General features: G+C 48.6%; 14 protein-coding genes. 12 read left to right on the forward strand and 2 right to left on the reverse strand.

Going from position 1 to position 19841, the window contains the following annotated elements; all coding sequences use genetic code 11:
• Positions 1-177: 177 nt before the first annotated feature.
• The 5 genes from T499_RS0106295 to T499_RS14120 are packed head-to-tail and all read left to right on the forward strand — an operon-like array spanning position 178 to position 5154.
• Positions 178-783, forward strand: a complete 606-nt coding sequence (locus T499_RS0106295; protein ID WP_013063500.1) for a DUF4254 domain-containing protein — start codon at positions 178-180, stop codon at positions 781-783.
• A 12-nt stretch (positions 784-795) separates the two neighbouring features.
• Positions 796-1848: a glycosyltransferase family 9 protein gene (locus T499_RS0106300; protein WP_013063497.1), complete on the forward strand. Its 1053-nt coding sequence runs from the start codon at positions 796-798 to the stop codon at positions 1846-1848.
• Positions 1849-1862: 14 nt separating this feature from the next.
• Positions 1863-2018 carry a rubredoxin gene (rd, locus tag T499_RS0106305; protein WP_013063931.1) on the forward strand — a complete coding sequence of 52 codons (156 nt, stop codon included), beginning with the start codon at positions 1863-1865 and terminating at the stop codon, positions 2016-2018.
• 5 nt (positions 2019-2023) lie between these two features.
• Entirely contained in the window at positions 2024-3706 is a 1683-nt protein-coding gene (locus T499_RS0106310) for an ATP-binding protein (RefSeq protein ID WP_033150280.1), read from the forward strand.
• A complete protein-coding gene (locus T499_RS14120) occupies positions 3703-5154 on the forward strand; it encodes a PD-(D/E)XK nuclease family protein (protein ID WP_157054540.1) in 1452 nt (483 codons plus the stop codon). Before T499_RS0106310 ends, T499_RS14120 begins: the two co-directional genes overlap by 4 nt.
• Before the next feature lie 15 nt (positions 5155-5169).
• Here T499_RS14120 and T499_RS0106320 read toward each other — a convergent pair whose 3' ends face one another.
• On the reverse strand, positions 5170-6180 hold the full coding sequence (locus T499_RS0106320) for an iron ABC transporter permease (RefSeq protein WP_033150281.1): 1011 nt from the start codon (positions 6178-6180) through the stop codon (positions 5170-5172).
• Positions 6181-6388: 208 nt separating this feature from the next.
• Between T499_RS0106320 and T499_RS0106325 the strand changes: the two genes are divergently transcribed.
• The 5 genes from T499_RS0106325 (at position 6389) to T499_RS0106345 (ending at position 16132) form a co-directional block, all read left to right on the forward strand.
• Positions 6389-8764 (forward strand): outer membrane beta-barrel family protein, encoded by a 2376-nt coding sequence (locus T499_RS0106325; RefSeq protein WP_084162926.1) that lies wholly within the window; start codon positions 6389-6391, stop codon positions 8762-8764.
• Between the two features lie 49 nt (positions 8765-8813).
• Positions 8814-11165, forward strand: a complete 2352-nt coding sequence (locus T499_RS0106330; protein ID WP_033150282.1) for a TonB-dependent receptor — start codon at positions 8814-8816, stop codon at positions 11163-11165.
• Positions 11166-11292: 127 nt separating this feature from the next.
• Complete coding sequence (locus T499_RS14125) at positions 11293-11853, forward strand: LiaF domain-containing protein (protein WP_084162927.1); 561 nt, start codon at positions 11293-11295, stop codon at positions 11851-11853.
• Between the two features lie 125 nt (positions 11854-11978).
• A complete protein-coding gene (locus T499_RS0106340) occupies positions 11979-13991 on the forward strand; it encodes a M13 family metallopeptidase (protein WP_033150283.1) in 2013 nt (670 codons plus the stop codon).
• Positions 13985-16132 (forward strand): outer membrane beta-barrel family protein, encoded by a 2148-nt coding sequence (locus T499_RS0106345; RefSeq protein ID WP_033150284.1) that lies wholly within the window; start codon positions 13985-13987, stop codon positions 16130-16132. Before T499_RS0106340 ends, T499_RS0106345 begins: the two co-directional genes overlap by 7 nt.
• Here T499_RS0106345 and T499_RS14130 read toward each other — a convergent pair.
• A complete protein-coding gene (locus tag T499_RS14130; RefSeq protein ID WP_052173480.1) occupies positions 16127-17731 on the reverse strand; it encodes a LytTR family DNA-binding domain-containing protein in 1605 nt (534 codons plus the stop codon). The two genes, T499_RS0106345 and T499_RS14130, sit on opposite strands and share 6 nt — an antisense overlap.
• 387 nt (positions 17732-18118) lie before the next feature.
• Between T499_RS14130 and T499_RS0106360 the strand changes: the two genes are divergently transcribed.
• Together T499_RS0106360 and T499_RS0106370 are read left to right on the forward strand one after the other, a co-directional pair.
• On the forward strand, positions 18119-18994 hold the full coding sequence (locus T499_RS0106360; RefSeq protein WP_033150286.1) for an alpha/beta fold hydrolase: 876 nt from the start codon (positions 18119-18121) through the stop codon (positions 18992-18994).
• Positions 18995-19243: 249 nt separating this feature from the next.
• Positions 19244-19816 (forward strand): flavodoxin family protein, encoded by a 573-nt coding sequence (locus T499_RS0106370; protein ID WP_033150288.1) that lies wholly within the window; start codon positions 19244-19246, stop codon positions 19814-19816.
• The last annotated feature ends 25 nt before the right edge of the window (positions 19817-19841 follow it).

Consider the following 19841-nt stretch of genomic DNA (forward strand, 5'->3'; position numbering starts at 1 on the left):
AAATTTTTTTAAGAAAAACTTACTTTCGTTTGCACATTATAGGGGCATTTGTGCAAAAATATGCCCTTTTTAGGTGTGACTAATACTATAAAAATACAAAATATGGCGATTTTATTCAATTTTAGTTGGATATTTGAAAAACTTTCTGTAGTTTTGCAAAATAAAACGAATACGAATATGACATTTACAAAAGAAGCCAATCAAATTTTTGAGAGGGCAATAAATGATTATCATGTTTTCGACGATGTCGACACGCCCTTGAAAAATCCATATCAGAAAGACAGTATCCAGTATAGCTTATATAAGAAATGTTGGATTGATACTGTTCAGTGGCATTATGAAGATATTATACGCGATCCCCATATCGATCCAGTTGAGGCACTTGCCCTGAAGCGTCGCATCGACCGCAGTAATCAGGACCGTACCGATTTGGTTGAGGAAATCGACTCTTGGTTCCGCCAGCATTACAGTCAGGTGGTGCCACAGGCTGATGCGCGCCTTAATACCGAGAGCCCGGCTTGGGCTATCGACCGTTTAAGCATTCTTGCACTTAAGATTTATCACATGCAGGAGCAGGTTAACCGTACCGATGCCGAACCAGAGCACATTGCCAAGTGTAAGGCTAAGCTTGATGTGCTGTTGGAACAGCAGGTTGACCTTTCGCTGGCTATCGATCAGCTGCTCGAGGACATCGAGGCTGGCCGTAAGTACATGAAGGTGTATCGCCAGATGAAGATGTATAACGATCCTGCAACTAATCCTATCTTATATAATCAGAAGTAAAAACAAAGGCTGATGAGAAAAGAGCATATACTGGTCATCAGATTCTCAGCTCTTGGCGATGTGGCCATGATGGTGCCTGTAGTCTGGTCGCTGGCTCAGCAGTATCCCGATATACGCATCACGGTGCTTAGCCGTAAGTTCGCTCGCCCCTTGTTCGACGATCTGGCGCCCAATGTTAATTTCATGGAGGCCGATCTCACCAAGGAGTATCATGGTGTGCGCGGACTTAACGCACTTTATCGCCGATTGGTTGCCAAGCAGTTTACCAAGGTGGCCGATCTGCATAATGTTCTGCGCTCAGAGTATCTGCGCCTACGATTCAATCTGGGCCGATATCGTGTAGAGCACCTGATCAAGAACCGCAGTCAGCGTCGTAAACTGGTTTCGGGCAAGCACGATAAGCGTGTGCCATTGCCATCATCGTTCGAGAATTATGCCGCTGTGTTCGAGCGTCTGGGCTATCCGGTTGATATCAAGAATTTCCGTTCCATCTTCCCTGCCGAGGGTGGAAATCTGAACCTGTTGCCAGCCATCTTCGGACCCAAGAAGAGTTTCGAACAGTGGATTGGTATCGCACCATTTGCCGCCCACGAGGGCAAGGTGTATCCACCACGCCTGATGGAGCAGATTATCTTCCGTCTCATTCAGCAGTATCCTAATGGTCGTATATTCCTGTTTGGTCGTGGCGAGGAAGAGGAGAAGTTCTTCCAGCTGTGGTGTGCACAGTATCGCCAATGTACTTCGGTAGCCAAGCATTGCGAGGGTATGTATCAGGAGCTTATCCTGATGAGTCATCTCAACGTCATGCTTTCGATGGATTCGGCCAATATGCACCTGGCATCGCTCACAGGCGTGCCTGTGGTAAGCGTTTGGGGCGCAACACACCCCATGGCAGGTTTCCTGGGTTATAATCAGGACCCCGAAAATGCTATCCAGATCGATCTGGAGTGCCGCCCCTGCAGTATTTATGGCAATAAGCCCTGTCAGCGTGGCGATTATGCATGTCTGCAAAACATTCCGCCCGAGCGGATTGTTGACAGAATAGTAACCCTTATTAATAACTAAAAACTAGAACGCTTATGAAGTACATTTGTGAAGTGTGCGGTTACGTTTACGACCCCGCAGAAGGCGATCCCGATGGTGGCATCGCTCCAGGAACAGCTTTTGAGGATATCCCCGATGATTGGGTATGCCCCGTTTGTGGCGTAGGTAAGGATAACTTCAGACCAGAATAAGCTTCATGCAAACTAAAGGGTTCATTATCAAACGTGTGTGGGTTATAGCCATTTCGTTGGCTATAGTGCTGGTTTCGTGTAAAAACGGTGTTAGCGAATTCATTCCGGCGTTTGATGATGAACCTATCGTAAGCCCATTGGCTATCGAGCTTGGTTTCAGCAAGGACCGCCCGCTGGTAATGGGTATGAATACAAGTTATGCCCCTTTGCAATATGTAAACAGTCAGGGTTTGCCTACTGGTTACGATGTGGAGTTCACCAAGAAACTGCTGATGCGTATGGGCATTCCTTACACTTTCTCGCCAAACCATTGGGACAAAATGTCGCCAGGTATTATTGGTGGAAAGTACGACATGGGAATGTTGGTTTATTCGTCGTATCGTAAAGATACAACCAACTATTCCGATGCTGTATTCCGTATGTATTATCAGGTGGTTTACAGAAAAAAAGACTTTGCAGAGTTTGATTTCCGTCATCTTAAAGGCAAGCGCATTGCCTATATGAAGTCGCGCCCTATTGGTTTGATGCTGAAGGACGAAGAGGCCGATGGCTATCCGATAACCGACCTGAATGAGGCTATTGTTGATCTTGCAAACGGAAAGTACGATGGTGTTATCTGCTATCGATTCCAGGCAAAATATCATGTAGGACTCCTGCATCTTTCAGATCAGTTAAAGGCCGATGATCTGTCGTTAGAGCCTCGCGAATACTGTTATGCCAGTCATGATAAACGTTTGATTGATGCCATCAATGCCGAACTAAAGAAGATGGAGGCCGAGGGCATCGTCGACGAGATATATGGTCAGGAAGTGGCCGAACGCTTTGGCGATATCAAGATTCCTATGTGGGTTTGGTGGCTGCTCACAGGTCTGGTATTTTTGTTTATGGTGGTTTATGTGGTTAACAAGAACCGCTACAATCGCCGTTTACAGAGTGCCAACGCACAGTTGCAGAAAAACAACAAAGCCCTGCAGTTAGCTACAGCCAGAGCCGAGGAGAGTACGCGAATGAAGAGCATCTTCATCGAGCAAATCTCGCACGAAATCCGTACACCATTAAATATTATATGTGGTTTTACACAGGTGTTGACAACTACTGATGCCGAACTGGATAAGGCGGAGAAACGCGATATGTCGGTGCAGATTATCGATAATGCCGAACGTATTACTGGCTTGGTCAACAAAATGCTGGCACTTGCCGAAATTAACAGTAGCGTGGTACTGGAGCGCGAAGACCATACGTCGGCTGCTGTCATTGCCCAGGAGGCCATTAAGGCGGCAGGTATCAACAAGGCATCGCATGTTCAATTCAAGCTTGTAAAGCTGTTTGGGGCCGAACAGATGTTCGATACCCATCTACGATCAGCTGTCCTGGCTTTGCAGCAGTTGCTCGATAATGCCAAGAAATTTACCGAACAAGGACAAGTAACATTAAAAATAAGTAATCACGAGGGGCAGGCGTGCTTTGTGGTCGAAGATACAGGTACATCCATCCCCGTATATCAGGCCGAGCGCATATTCGACGAGTTTGTGCAGTTAGACGAGTACAGCGATGGCACAGGCATCGGGCTCTCGATAGCGCGTAGCTTGGCGCGCCGATTGGGTGGCGACATCGTTCTCGACACCACCTATACAGGAGGCGCACGATTCGTGATGACCCTACAAAGCCAGCAAGAAGAAACAGCATGAAACAAACATATCCCATCATAAGGTTCCCTGAAAGGGGAACCATTTTGTATCCCTTTCGTCGTCATCCTCTGGTAACTCCAGGCATGCTTGAACAGAAGCTTGCCCGCGAGCTTTCGGCTAAGTTGCCCGCTGGTGTTGAGTGCCTGTTAAACGCTTGTATCATCACTACCGACAAGCAGCCGCCATATTATCCCGATTTGGCGCTGGTGGTAGCTGGTACCCCCGGCATCCGTATCGATGTAGAGATTGATGAGCCTTACCGTAAGGCTACCCGCGAGCCCATCCACTACCAGTCGTGTGGCGATGTGTTTCGTGATCATCTGCTCAATCGTCATGGATGGGTAGTAGTGCGTCTGGCCGCTCAGCAAATCGCCCAGGAGCCTGGTATCTGTGCCGACTTTTTGGTAGAGTTGGTTACTTGTATGATGGCTGATAGTGCATCCATCCAGCAGCACGAGTTTGCATCGGTGCCCACACCTGTTGAGCCTTGGAGCCGTAACGATGCGTTAAAAATGGCTTATTGGCAGAATGTGGATGGCGAGGATAAACAATGGATTACCGATAGATATGCCCTCGATGCCGACGAGCTTGACTGCAAACAGCAGGTTAAGCCCTTCAACAAAACCGATGATATGCGCGAAAAAATGTCCACCTTCCGCGATGCAGGCCATTACGAGCAGGATGCCGACATTGATTTTGAGCCTTGCGAACACATATATATATATAAAGGTATAAAGCGTATGCTGCCTGTCAGCTCGCTCATTGCCTATTTCTTTGATGAATTCCAGGCCCTTCCACAAGCCGAAAACCAGTTGCGATTTAAAGGCATACCCGTAGAGGAGAGCTTGGATAAGTGGGAGCGTGCTAGTCGTACAGCCGGCGAGGTGGGTACCTTTGTACACCTGCAGACAGAGAACTATTTTCAGCGCGGTTTCTTCGAGACCGAGTGCCAGCTGCAGTTTGGTAACGACACTGAAGTGGTGAGTGTAGAGCAGGAAAAGCTGCACTTTCTGCGTTTTATCCGCGACTACGATATCGAGCCCTATCGCCAGGAGTGGCCCGTTTACGATAAGGATTTGAACATTGCAGGTACCATCGACTTGATTTGCCAGGACGACGATGGCGAGTTTACCATCTACGACTGGAAACGCTCGTCGAAGGTAGTCAACGCCCAAGGACAACCCATCGTCGAGGGTTTTCGTGGCAAGATGAGCTACAATGGCATCAGTCTGCCCGATACCTCGTTCTACCATTATTGCATTCAGCAGAATCTGTATCGTTACATGTTAGAGCGCCATTACGGCATCCGTGTAAAGGCGATGAACTTGGTGGTGCTCTGTCCCGATTATCCCACCTACTATGTAGCCCAGGTGCCTAAGATGGACCAGCTCATCCAGCAAATCGTTGCCATCTGTCAGCAGCACGACTTAGGCCGCCGCTTGCTGTAGAATAAACAGAGATTTTCACCGCTTGCGGGCGATGACGTAGATGATAACGGGAGCGCCGATGAGAGGGGTTACCGCGTTTAGGGGGATGACACCACTCTCGCCTGGCAGATAGCAGATAAGATTACATACTAAGGCTACTACCGAACCGCAGAGTAGGGTGGCGGGTAGCAGTTGACGATGGTTGTCGGTGGTAAGCAACAAACGAGCGATGTGGGGGACGGCCAGTCCGATAAAAGCTACAGGACCGCAGAAGGCGGTGGTGATAGCGGTGAGCAGACCGGTTACTATCAGTAGCCAGTTGCGAACACGCAGAATGTTTACGCCTAAGTTTTCGGCATATCTGTCGCCCAGCATCAGGGCATTCAGCGGTTTTATCAGTAGTAAAGCGCCAAAAAGTCCAGCCAACGTAACTATGGCAAACACAGGCATGTTGGTCATCGACACGCCACCAAACGAGCCCATACCCCATACCATATACGATTTTACACCCTCGTCGGTAGCAAAAAAGTTAAGCAGCGATATGGCCGAGTTGCTGATGTAGCCAATCATGATACCTATGATTAACAGCATCACGCTATTGCGAACCAAGGTTGAGAAGAAAAAGATGATGGCCATCACCGTCATGGCGCCCACAAAGGCAGCCAGCAGGATGGCAGCAAAACCTGTGATGCTGACCGAACCTACGGAAAGTCCGCCACCTAAGAAAAGCATCACCAATGCCACACCCAGCCCGGCACCGCTGTTTACACCAAACACACTGGGACCAGCCAGCGGGTTGCGGAAAGCCGTTTGCAGCATCAGTCCGCTTACAGCCAAAGCAGCACCACACAGGGTGGCTGTGATGGCTTGTGGCAGTCGCGACTCCAGAATGATGAACTGCCACGAGGCTTTGGCGGTTTCATCGCCCAAAAGTATGCTTACAACATCACCTGCTGGAATCGATACCGACCCCAACAGCAGATTGAGCGCGAAGAGTACCATGACCACTAATCCCAATCCTAAGCAATAAACAGAACCTTTGTTCATACAGTGGGCAAAAATACAAAATAATTATCAATTATGAATTATGAATTATCAATTTTCTGTGCCATTCGTCACAAATTTACCATTTATCACACCATTCGTCACAAAATGTCACAGAATATCCCTAAAATTTGGAGTGTGTTGCAACTATATCTACTTTTGCAACGTCAAAACGACAGAGCTCGAGTTGAAAAATTAAATTGATGAAAGTATGAAAAAGTTAAGTTTTAGACTGATGGCCCTGATGGCCGCAATGATGATGACGCTGACAAGTTCCGCCAAGACACAAGACTGGGGCGGACGCGTGATAGATGAGAATGGCGAACCCATGCCGTATGTAAATGTAGTGCTGCTGTCGCTGCCCGACTCGGCTTTTGTGCAGGGTGCAATGACCAACGAGCAAGGCGTGTTTAAGATTGTAACCGATGTGAACGAGGGCTTGTTTAAGGTTACCAGCGTGGGCTATCAAACCTTATATATGAAGGCTGGTCAGGATCTTACCATCCAGATGAAGGAGGATAACCAGCTGTTGAAAGAGGTGGTTGTAAAAGGTCAGTTGCCTAAAACTCATATCAAGGGCGATGCCATGCGTACAACTGTGGCAGGAACCATCCTTGAGAAGGCTGGAACCGTGAGCGATGCTTTGGCAAAGATTCCTTCGCTCGAGGCCGAGCGTGATGGTGCCGTAAAGGTGCTGGGCCGTGGCGATGCCGAGGTGTATATCAATGGCCGTAAGGTACAGGATATCTCCGAACTGTCGCGTTTGCGTTCCGATCAGGTGCTGCATGTAGATGTGGTTCAGAATCCAGGAGCCCGTTATGCGGCATCAACCAAGGCTGTGGTTCGCATTACGCTGAAGAAGGCGCAGGGCGAGGGTATCAGTTTCCGGGATAATGCGGGCGGCATGTACCAGTATGGTCACACGTTTACCAATAATCTGGATGTGAACTATCGTACTGGCGGACTGGATGTAACAGCATCGTTTTGGGCAGGTCGCTATGGTCATAGCAAGAGTCTGCAGGAGGATGATATGTACTATTTAGTACCAAATGGCCAGGGTAAAGATGCGGTTACCGGCTATACCAAGCAGGAAACCAAACAGATATGGAAAGGTCTCTCGCCTCAGATTCAGCTTAACTATATGTTCAACGAGAACCATAGCTTGGGTGCTTTCTACAAGTACGACTATCACCCCAGTGGTAGCCTGACCAGCGATTTTAATACCGACGAGTATCAGAATGGCGCCTTTATGGAGCGTTCGGAGAGCAAAATATGTCAGGATGATAAGTTTAAGAAGCATATCTTTAATGCCTATTATAATGGTAAGTTAGGAAAATTGGGTATCGATCTGAATATCGACGGACTCTTCGACGATACCGAAACCCCGGGCAATACCATCGAGTTAGCCACATCGCCTGCTGGCGAGAAAACGCAGCGCACTATCAATAGCAATACCAAGAGTGGTAACAACTTCTGGGCTTCGAAGCTTATCTTCAGCTATCCTTTGTTTAAGGGTAACCTCTCTATTGGTGGTGAGTATAGCTACAACCACCGTACCGATGCCTACTCGTTTGCTGCCTCTGAGGCTGTGCCTGTAACAGCTACCGATACAGAGATTAACGAGAAGTCGGAAGCCGCCTTTATCGAGTACGGACATCAGTTCGGAAAGCTGTTTGCTCAGGTTGGTTTGCGTTACGAGCACCTGAAGAACGACTATTATAACTATGGTAAGCGTATGGACGACGAGAGCCGCGACTATGGCGACTGGTTCCCCACCGCTACCCTCTCAGCGCCTATCGGTAAGGTACAGCTGGCACTCTCTTATCGTCGCGATATCAAGCGCCCCGCCTATAGCAGCTTAACAAGCTCTACCATCTATCTGAACCGATATGCCTATCAGAGTGGTAACCCATATCTCCGCCCCACTTACACTCACAGCTTAGAGCTGAACGTAAACTATAAGTGGATGGGAATGAGTATGAACTACTCGCGTATTAAGGATTTGGAGACGATGTCGTCAGAACCCTTCCCAGGTGCCGATGATCCGCTGGTATGCCTGGTTCGTCCCATCAATACTGAGGAGGACTTCAATCAGCTGAGCCTGAATCCCTATGCCAGTCCGGTTATTGGCTGTTGGCATCCCACCTGGTACGTCTATGTGCAGTTCCAGGATTACAAAGCGCCTCGTGCCGATGGTTCTACCATCACCCTCAATCACCCATATTGTCAGGTAGGTTGGAATAATACCATTACGTTGCCAAAGGGCTGGCGTATTAATGCCGGATTGAGTTATGTGCCTAAGGGCGATGCTAATAACTTCCGCATTCACAAGCAGCAGTTCCGTTCTAACCTCGGTGTTCAGCGCGATTTCAACCTGCGCCGTTTGGGTACACTTACTGCCGATGTACGTTGCAACGATATCTTTAATACCGATAAGACTAACGCCACCCTGTTTGGCCAGCGCGAGTTAACTGTTCGTAATCCAGCCCGTCGTACCTTCATGCTCGACCTGACTTGGAAGTTTAACGAGGCTAACAGTAAGTATCGTGGAAAAGGTGCTGGCGAAAAGCAGAAGGCACGTATGTAATTTGTAATTAATAATTTTGCGTTTGTAAGTTGAACATATTTAAGTTTGTATGAAAAGATTGTTTTTAGGTGCAGCTATTGCCATGCTGCTCATCCCTGCAGTGGCAGGGGCACAGACCAATCAGGCTGTCCAGACTGTTCGTGGTCAGGTTTGTGATGTTGCGTCGGGCGAGCCTATGATTGGAGTAACTGTCACAGTAGAGAACGGTAGTACTATGGCTACCGTCTCTGATGTGGACGGAAATTTCGAAATCAAGAATGTGCCCGTGGGGCGCCATTCCGTCAGAGCCAGCTATATTGGTTACGAGTCTGTACTGCTTAAGGAACAGCTGGTTACCTCGGGTAAAGAGTTGGTACTCAATCTGCGTATGCGTGAGAGTATCTCTGAGCTGGGCGAGGTGGTTATCAAACCACGTGTAAACAAGCAACAACCATTGAACGAGATGGCTCAGGTGGGTGCCCGTATGTTCAGTGTCGAGGAGGCTAGTCGCTATGCTGGCGGTATGGCCGACCCTGCCCGCACGGCTTCGATGTTTGCGGGTGTGGCTACAGGTGGCGCTACCAACGGTATCTCTATTCATGGCAACTCACCTCAGATGTTGCAATGGCGCGTTGAGGGTGTTGAGGTGGCTAATCCCAACCACTTTGCCGAGATTACCGAGGCTGGTGGTGGTGTGTTTACCTCGCTCAACGGAACCGTGCTGGCTAATAGTGATTTCCTCACTGGCGCCATGCCAGCCGAGTATGGTAATGCCCTCTCGGGTGCCTTCGATATGAAGATGCGCGTGGGTAACAATACCAAGTACGAGCATGCCATCCAGGTGGGTACACTTGGTGTCGATTTCGCTTCCGAGGGTCCGTTGGCAAAGGGTTCTAAGGCCTCTTATCTGGTAAACTATCGCTATAGTTTCCTCGAGATAGCCAAGAAACTGCATGCCATCAATATGGAGAACGAGACACTCGACTATCAGGACCTGAGCTTTAAACTCAACATGCCTACCAAGAAGGCAGGTACCTTTGCCGTGTGGTTCACCGGACTGATTGACCGCTACGAGAATAAGGTTCCCGATGTGTCGGAGTGGGAAACGCTTTGGGACATGAACGACTCGTGGTCGCGCCAGCGCAACTGCGCTTTGGGCGTAAACCATACCTACCGCTTTAAGTCAGGTGGTACGCTTCACTCGAGTGTGGCTTTTACAGGCGCCTATCGCAAACTGGGTGTTAACGATTACGACGCAGATATGAACCAGATGCCACAAATGGCAGGACGTAGCTCACAGTGGAACGTCATCATCAGCACCCAGCACCAACACAAATTTTCATCAAGATATACCATGCAGAATGGCTTTGAACACCAGCACTTAGATTTCCACACTTGGATGGATTACATCCACTATACGGGTGGTCCACTATATCGTGTGTACGATTCTGAGGGCAATACAGGCCTTACCCGCCTTTATACCAACCATAAGGTGGCACTCAGTCGTAAGCTTTCGGCTGTGGCTGGTGTCAATGTCATGTGGTTTAACCTCAACAACCAGTGGCTGGTTGAGCCTCGTGTTAGCATGCAGTACAAAACATCGGCATCCAGCACGCTCTCGCTGGCCTATGCCATGAACAGCCGCAAGGAAACTACCGATACCTATTTTGTGCTGATGGACGGTAAGAATCCCAATAAGGATTTAGGATTGACTCGCTCGCATCATATCTCGGCCTCGTTCGCTCAGCGTTTAGGCGAGAACGCTATGCTGAAGATTGAGCCCTACTGGCAGTGGTTGTTCGATGTGCCTGTGGAGTTAGGCACTAGCTATTCTATCCTGAATCATCGCAAGTTCTTCCAGGATCGTGCTTTGGTTAACGAGGGTGCAGGTCGTAACTATGGTATCGACTTCACCTTGGAGCGCTATCTCAAGGATGGATTCTATGGTATGATTACTGCCACTCTGTTCAAGTCGGAGTATCGCGATGCCCAGGGCCAGTGGCATCACTCGCGCCACGACCGCCGCTACATCACCAATATCCTTGGTGGTAAGGAGTGGATGGTAGGCAAGACCAAGAAAAACGTGTTTGGTATCAATGGTCGATTAACCATGATGGGTGGCGATCGCTACACCCCAATTCCAGAGGGTATCACCTTTGAGGAGGTGATGAATCGCCCTGATAAGTCGATTCCTGAAGACGAGGGTATGGATCCCTTTACCAAGCAGAAGGGTATGAACGTGGGTTATGCTTTCTCGGTTAAGTACACTATTAATAAGAAGCATACTTCGCACCACTTCATCCTCGAATATCTGCAGATGAAGACGTTCCAGGGACAGACTTTCGACCTGCGTACTCATGAGACTGTGGATAAGTTCACCTCGCTCACATTCCCCAATATTGCCTATCGTGTGGAGTTCTGATGGTGGAAAATCGGCCATTCGTCACATTTTTGTGCAGAATATCCCTATCATTTGGTGTGTGATGTAGTTATTTATAACTTTGCAGCGTCAAACAATCGAAATGTAGATTTCAAAAAATAAGAGAGTTATGAAACCAAGAACGATTATCGGATTAGTTTTAGTTGTAGGCGGTTTGGTTAAGCTGGCCACCATCTGGGGAATTATTCATTGGGAGTGGTTCGAAACCATGAGTGAAGGTCCCTGGAGCATGTATTTCAGCATCTTTGTCATTATGTGGGTAGGTGCTCATCTGATTGTAGATAGTTACCGTCGCGACCCCGACCAGTGGTTGCAGCGCCCTCTGCCCATCGGCGAGGATGGCAAGCGCATCTGCTGTAGTGTGCATTATGGTGGCGACGAGTATATTTTCCGTGGCGAGCCGTTTCATGGAGCCCGTCTCGATGCCTTCTGCGGTGGTATTCGTATGGATTTGCGCGAGGCTGTGATTACCGAGGACGAGGAGATTGATATCCACACCTTCTGTGGTGGTGTCGAGCTCTTTGTGCCAGCTCACGTCAATGTATTGGTTAAGAGTCGTAGCTTTCTCGGAGGCGTAGCCAACTCAACTGTGCATGTGCCTGATAAGGATGCCCCTTGCCTGCACATTGTAGCCAGCAATTTCTTTGGTGGCGTTGATGTTAAGAATTAAGTAAACCAAGTTTTGTTAATATTAAGTTAGAATTAATTTTCTAATAAAAGCAACGTCCGTCGCGATGACGCATGTTGCTTTCATGGTAAGAACAAATATCGTTGAACTAATAATAATTACAGAGTATGAAGAAAATGTTTTTAGCTGTAGCTATGGCCCTTGTTAGTCTGGCCAGCTCGGCACAGAGTATGAAACAGAACATGGACCCGAGTGTTAAACCTGGCGACGACTTCTGGCAGTATGCCGTTGGTGGTTGGCTCAAGGCCAATCCGCTGGATAAGCAGCATGCCGAGAACGGTGCGTTTACCGACTTGGAGGAGCTGAACAACGATCGTATTAAGGAACTGATTATGAAGTATGCCGAGAAGCAGATGCCACAGGGAACCGACGGGCAGAAGATAGGCGCTCTCTATCGCTTATATATGGATAGCGTAAGCCGCAATAAGATGGGCTACGAGCCAATTAAGCCCTACCTTAAGCAGGTACGCGAAGTAAAGACTCGCGAGGAGTTGCTTAAGCTGATGTGCGATTTCGACGCTAAGGGGTTCAATACTGCTCCATTCGGTATCGGTCTGTCACTCAACCCATTCAACTCGTCAGAGTATATGATTGGTGGCGGTCATGGCGGTGCTTCGCTGCCACAGGAGTACTATGCTAACCCTAATGAGCAGCAGAAGAAGACTGTTGAAGCCAAGAAGGCCCTGTTTAAGGATTTCTTCAAGATGGTAGGCTATAGCGAAAAAGAGGCTCAGAAAAAGATGGAGGCCGAGTGGGCAATCGAGCATGCCATTGGCATAAAGACCCTGAATCAGGTTGATAGTCGTAATCCTATGGCTACTATCCACATCATGCCTTGGCAGCAGTTGTTGAACGATTTCAAGGGTATCGACTGGGAAGGTTATCGCGATGCCTTGGGCATGCCAAAGGATATCGATCAGGTGAACATCAGTCAGTTGGAGCCTCTGCACGAGGTTGAGAAGATTCTGGCCAACACCAGCCTCGATGATCTCAAGTCGTATGTCGAGCTTCAGATTATTCGCTCTTACAGCGGTTTCCTGAGCGATGCTTTCGAGGATCGTGCTTTCGAGGCCCAAAAGGCCATCAGTGGTGTACAGGAACAGCAGCCCCGTTGGAAGCGTGCCGTAGCTACCATTAGCGGTAGTCTGGGCGAAACCATTGGTAAGCTTTATGTTCAGGAGTATTTCCCCGAGAGCAGCAAGCAGCGTGTGGTACGACTGGTTAAGGACCTGCAGCAGGCTTTCGAGGACCGTTTGAACGAGAATACCTGGATGAGTGATAGCACCAAGGCCAAGGCACTTGAGAAGCTGCATGCCATGCATATTAATGTAGGCTATCCCGATAAGTGGGAAGATATGGAGAAGTTTGTGGATATCCGTGAGAACGAGAATCTGGTCGAGAACTTCATCCGTATCACCCAGGAGGCCCGCGCTGCCATGTTCCGTAAGTACTGGCACCAGCCGGTTGATAAAACCCGTATGGTTTGCACACCTCAGACTGTTAATGCCTTCTATCACCCTCTCTTCAACAGCATCAACTTCCCTGCAGCCATCCTGCAGCCACCATTCTTTGATGTAAATGCCGATTACGCCAGCAACTACGGTGCCATTGGTGTAGTAATGGGACACGAGATGACCCACGGATTCGACGATCAGGGTTGCCAGTTTGATAAGGATGGTAACCTGAAGAACTGGTGGACAGCTGACGATAAGACCAATTACGATGCCCGTACCAAGGTGATTGCCGATTGGTTTAGCGAGCAGGAGGCTGTGCCTGGTTTGAAGGTTAACGGACAGAAGACGCTTGGCGAGAACGTGAGCGATAATGGTGGTTTGAAGATTGCCTATCGTGCTTACGAGAACCGCATGAAGCAGGAGCCACTGAGCAATGTAGAGGGCTTTACCCCTGCTCAGCGTTTCTATCTGGCTTATGCCCGTGTTTGGGCTTGCAACAGCACCCCTGAGTACACCGCCATGCTGGTTAACAGCGATGTTCACTCACCTGCCCGTATCCGTGTTATGGCTGCTCTGCCTATGATCGATACCTGGTACGATGCTTTCGGCATCAAGCAGGGCGACAAGATGTTTATTCCTAAGGAAAAACGTGCATTAGTATGGTAAAAAAATATGTTGTGGCAACCGCCCTGGCCTTTGTTTGTACAACAAGCTGGGCGCAGGAGCCTCAGGACTCGATAGAATCTGTAGACAAGTATTTAAATCTGAAGGAGGTCGTCATTAAAGGCGGCCTCCCTCACACTCGCCTCAAGGGTAACGCTATGGTTACCCGTGTGGATGGCACAGCGCTGGCATCAGCAGGTACACTGGGCGACTTGCTGGTAAAGGTGCCAGGCATGACTGGTACCGATGAGGCTCCCGAGGTATTAGGCAAGGGTACGCCTCTTATCTATATTAACGGTCGCAAGATGCGCGATGACAGCGAACTGAAGCGCCTACGCAGCGAGGACATTCGCGATGTAGAGGTGATTAACAACCCAGGTGCCCAGTACGATGCGCAGATACGTGCCGTGGTGCGTATCAGAACCAAGAAGCTGAAGGGCGAGGGTCTGGGACTGAATGCGACACTCTCGAACGAACGCGACCTGCGTTACGATTTCGACCGTCCACAGGTAAAGCTGGGGGCCAACTACCGCAAGGATGGGGTAGATGTGTTCGGACAGGTATATTTCTACCATCAGGACTATCGCCAATACAGTACGATAGAGGATAAGACCATGACTGACGTGAAGACATTTTATCAGCATGGCCCTTACACCATGACGTGGAAGTACAACCAGCTGAACTATAGTTCTGGTGTGAACTGGCAGCTGAACGAGAACCACTCATTAGGTGCGCGCATAGACCTGACACACCGCCCCAAAAGCGGTACCAACCAGGTGATATACGATGAGGATGTGATAGAGAATAATGTAAAGATCGACCATCTGTACTCGCACCAGACCAGCAAAGAAAGCAAACCTCTGGGCATACTCACCAATACCTATTACAATGGTAAGGTGGGTAAGTTGGGTATCGACTTTAACTTCGACTTTATGAAGGGTGGTACCGATACCGACCGCGAGAATGTGGAGCTGAGCCAGATACAGAACGACTATGTGCTCAGTAAGTCGGGTACCAACAGCCATCTGTATGCTGCCAAGCTGGTGCTGTCGTACCCTATCTGGAAGGGTTCGTTGGATGCAGGAACCGAGATGAGTTTTGTGAAACGTAATAACACTTACTGGATTGATAAGACTACCATTGCCAATACCGATGCCGATATTAAGGAGAATAACATTGCGGCCTTTGCCGAGTATGGTTGCGACTTTGGTAAATGGGGACAGGCCAGTGCCGGTTTGCGCTACGAGCATACCCTGTTGGATTACGACGATGCCAGCAACGACGACTATCTGCACCGTTCGATGGACGAGTGGTTCCCCACAGCATCGTATGCAGTAGCATTAGGCAAAGTGCAGGCAGGCCTCTCATACAGTTTGAAGACCGAGCGCCCCAGCTTTTTTGCCATGAACGATGCCGTAACCTACATCAGTCGCTATACCCTGCAGGCTGGTAACTCGCAGTTGAAGAACGAACGTATCCGCGACCTGACGCTGAACCTGGCCTGGAAGTGGATTAACCTCTCGGCCTCGTACGAGCATACCAAGAATGCCATTATCCAGTGGACGGAAATCAATACCGCCCAGAAGGATGCCACACTCGTCAAGCATCGTAATCTGGATAAGCCCATCAAGACGCTGAGTGCCTATCTGTCGCTCACACCACGTGTGGGCATCTGGTCGCTCAACGCCACATTAGGTATTGAGAAGCAGGATTTGTATCTGGATGTAGAGGGGCCGCACAACCACCAGTATCGTGTGTACTGCGATAAGCCCACATATACCGTAAACGCCTTTAATACGTTTACTCTCAAGCACGGCTGGCAGTTTGATGCCAACGTGATGTTCCGTTCAAATGGTAACTCGTATATTTTCTACAACGACACCTACAGTCTTCGTTTGGGATTGATTGTACAGAAGAGTTTCCTGAAGGACCGCTCGCTCATTGCCCGTGTGGGTGTGCTCGACTGCTTGCAGCGCCATCATGTGAACGAGGTGTGCGATTTGGGTTACAACTGGTTCAAACAAACCAACCGTTACTCAACCCATAAGTTGGTAACAACGCTCATCTATCGCTTTAATGCCACCCGCAGTAAGTACAAGGGTACAGGTGCTGGTAGGGACGTACAGGCCCGCATAGGATCATAACATATCCTTAATCGCTGTCTTAATTTGTGCCATGTTACTGCGCGAAACAGGTATGGTATCATGGCAATTCTTCATTACAAGCTGGGTGGTGCCAGTGTGCGAGATAATCTGCTCTACCTGTTCGAGGTTGACAATAAAGGCGCGATGGCAGCGTACCATCATAGGATAGGCGCTTAGTTGTTCCTCAATCTGTTTTAAGGTAGCGCGTAACATATCGTTTTTAATTTTCCCATCAAGCAGTTGGTAAACTTTTACATAGTTGCCAACTGCTTCTATATATACCAGGTTGGCGATGTCGAGCGATAACGTATCGCTGGTCGATCCAGTAAACGTGATATGTGTAGGTGCTGCATGTTCGGCTGTGGCAACGGGTGTTTCCTTACGTACATTCTGCAGACTCTTTAACTGCTCGTTCAGCAGCTTCAGTTCCTCTTCCTGCTTAGCCAGCAGTTTTTTACGTTTGCCTGCCAATACCGACAGTCCGAATATAACGCTTATCAATGCTAAGGTGAGTGCCAGGAAGAAGATGAGTTGGCGCTGGCGCGAAACGGTTAGCATCAGCTCATGGTCGTGAAGATCACGTATCGAACGCTCCTTGGCCTCGGCTACTGCTTCGCTCTTTTCACGTTTATCGCGCTTGTTGTTGGCAAACTCGGCTATCTCGGTCATATCATATCGCCCTGTAGTGGCATAGTTCAGCACCATGCGATGCGCTATCATACAGAATCGGGTGGCATCGGTAGCTGTTTCTTCATCTACCATATCCATATACTGGCGGGCCTTCTGCTTGTCGCCCTTCAGCAGCCAGGCATGCGACAGCGAGAAGAGTGCGCCAATCTTGTTGTCTTCAAGAATCGTGGAATGCTGATAGTGATCTAATATATACTCTTGCATCTTGATACCTTTATCCAGCTGGCCCATGGCAATGAGCATATCGGCATAGTTGCGCATCACATCGTTCCAGATATAGATGGAGTCGGCGGCTATATCCCTGTAAGCCACGATACGTTCCATCGTGGCGATGGCTGCATCGTAGTTGCCGTGATAGAAATATTCTATAGCCAGACTGTTAAGCAACTTGGCCTGATTCTTATCGCCGCCATCCAGTTTCACCACCTCTTCGGTATAGCGTTTCAGTCCATCCAGATTACCTTCGAGCGATTCCATACGGGCCAGGCTTCGGAGTTTTGAGATGGTACCTTCGCGATCGTTGGCGCGCTTACTCTCTTCTACCGACAAGCGCATCATATCCTTGGCCTTGGCAAAGCTGTCGCGCCACCAGTAGTACGACGATGCCAAAGCATGGGCCTTGCACAGCATGGCGCTATCCTTATCTTGATAATAGTCGGATGCATAAAGCACCAACGAATCTTCCGACAATGCTTGGTAAGTGCCAATATGTGCCTCGGCCATAGCCATCCAGTAACGAGCTTTCCATTCGCCCTTCAGTCGGCTGGCATCTTCTACCTTATTTAGTACGCACAAGGCGCTGTCGGCGTGTTCTCCAACAAGTGTCTCTGCTTCGATAATAAACTGTTTGTCTGTTTTGCTGCATGCAGCCAGCAGTAATGTAATGAGTAGCCAATTAATTCGTTTCATGCCGCAAAAATAATGTAAATTAGTGATTTAACCAAGCTATTCATCACAAAAATGTGCAGATTATCCCAAAAACTTGCTTCGTATTGCAACAATACGTATCTTTGCAACGTCAAAATATTGTTGAACAGATAAAGAAGAAAAATGGAGAAAAACTGCCTTTCCCGTGGGGGCGTAAATATTTTCCCGTGGGCGCGCAAATTCTGGTGGTCATTTGGTCAAGGTCAAAATGGTCAAAATCGAAAACCAACTGTCAAAACCCGCCACTATATATAAATATTCTATTTATATATAGTGAGCAATGACCGCGTTCCCGAAATCGAAAATGACCAAAATGACCTTGACCAAATGACCACTTTATAAAAATGATGGGAAAAAAGAATAAGAAATATGAAACAAAAACATTATTTTATACTCTTGTTGGCTGTAATACTGGCAGGATGTAGCATTAAACCAGAGAAACTGGCTGATATTGCCTCAGAGTATGCAACTGTTAACGACAGCGTTCGCATACATTATAAAAGGTATGGCGATGGCGATAAGACCATCTGCTTTGTTCATGGCTTTGGCTGCGACCTTAATACTTGGGAGAAACAGTTCAAAGTTCTGCGCGACGAACACAACCTGCAACTCGTCTTTATCGACCTTCCTGGTTATGGCGAGAGCAGCAAGCCGCACATGGAATACACGCTCGACTTCTTTGCGAAGGCTGTCAATGCAGTGCTGTACAAAGAGCATGTGGGGGATGTCGTCCTTGTGGGCCATAGCCTTGGTACACCCGTCTGCCGTCAGGTGTTGATGAGTGGCCGACATGGAAACCTTGTTGATATCGATGGCGTCTATTGTTTCTACGATGGTACGGAAACGCCTGAATATGTGGAAGCAGTGAATCAGTTTGGCCATGCTTTCGACGGTCCAGAATGTAGTGAGGTTATTGCGGGCTTTGTCACATCGCTGGCTGGTCCTGAGACACCTAAGTACATCACCGACTATGCTATGAGTGTGATGCCCAAGACGCCGCAGTATGTGGCATCGAGCACCATGCGTAACCTGGTGGAGCGCCAGTGGTGGTCGCAAAGACCTATCCAGACCAAGACAATGGTCGTCTGTACGCAGAACAGTGGTCTTGATTCTGACAATCGTCAGAAGATGGAACGACTCTATCCCCATCTCGACTACACCGAACTGACCACCTGTGGGCACTTCATTCACATGGAGCAGCCAGAGATGTTCAACGAAAAACTGAAAACATTTATTAAAGAGTAAAAAAAGATGATACTTAGAACATTTAGCATCAATGATGCCTCAACGATTCTGAGCTGGTGCAAGGATAAGCATGCCTTCCGACTTTGGAGTGCCGACAGGTATAAGGATTACCCTTGGCGTGTTTTGCGACAATCTCTCTGCCGTCGAATGCTACAAGTCCGTCGGTTTCCGCATCACAGGCACAGATGCCTATCTGATTGACGGGGAAGAATGGAAAGAATACGAAATGGTATTGCAATTAGAAAAGATATGAACATACTGATAATAAACGGAAGTCCTCGTAAGAAAGGACTGATATCGCAGATGCTTGGCATCATGCAAGAGGAGGCAGAGAAACGAGGCGACACGGTGGAGATGGTATATACCAACGACCTGACCGTGAAGCCCTGCACGGGCTGTATGGCCTGCCGCACGAAGGAGAAATGCGTACTAGCTGAGGACGATTCGCAGCGGGTACTGAAGATGATGCAGCAGGCCGATGCCATCATTATGGGCGCGCCCTGTTACTGGGGCAACATCCCTGGACAGATGAAGCTGATGTTCGACCGTCAGGTCTATGGTATGATGCGCGACACAGCGCGCTTTCCAGAGCCTCTGATGAAAGGTAAGAAGTGTATCCTCATCAGCACCTGCACCACACCTTGGCCTTGGAACATCCTGTTCAAACAGTCGCGAGGCGCAATACGTGCTATGCGTGAAATCGCCCGCTATGCCGGCTTCAAAATAGTGAAAACCATCGAGCGCGGCGGCACAGCCATGCATCCAGAACTGACAGAAAAAGACAAACAGAAATGCCGCAAGGCGATGGAACGACTTAGTTAATCTGAGGAATTATAAATGTATAAGA

This window comes from Prevotella sp. RM4 (genome assembly GCF_000701965.1).
GTDB classification, from domain to species: domain Bacteria; phylum Bacteroidota; class Bacteroidia; order Bacteroidales; family Bacteroidaceae; genus Prevotella; species Prevotella ruminicola.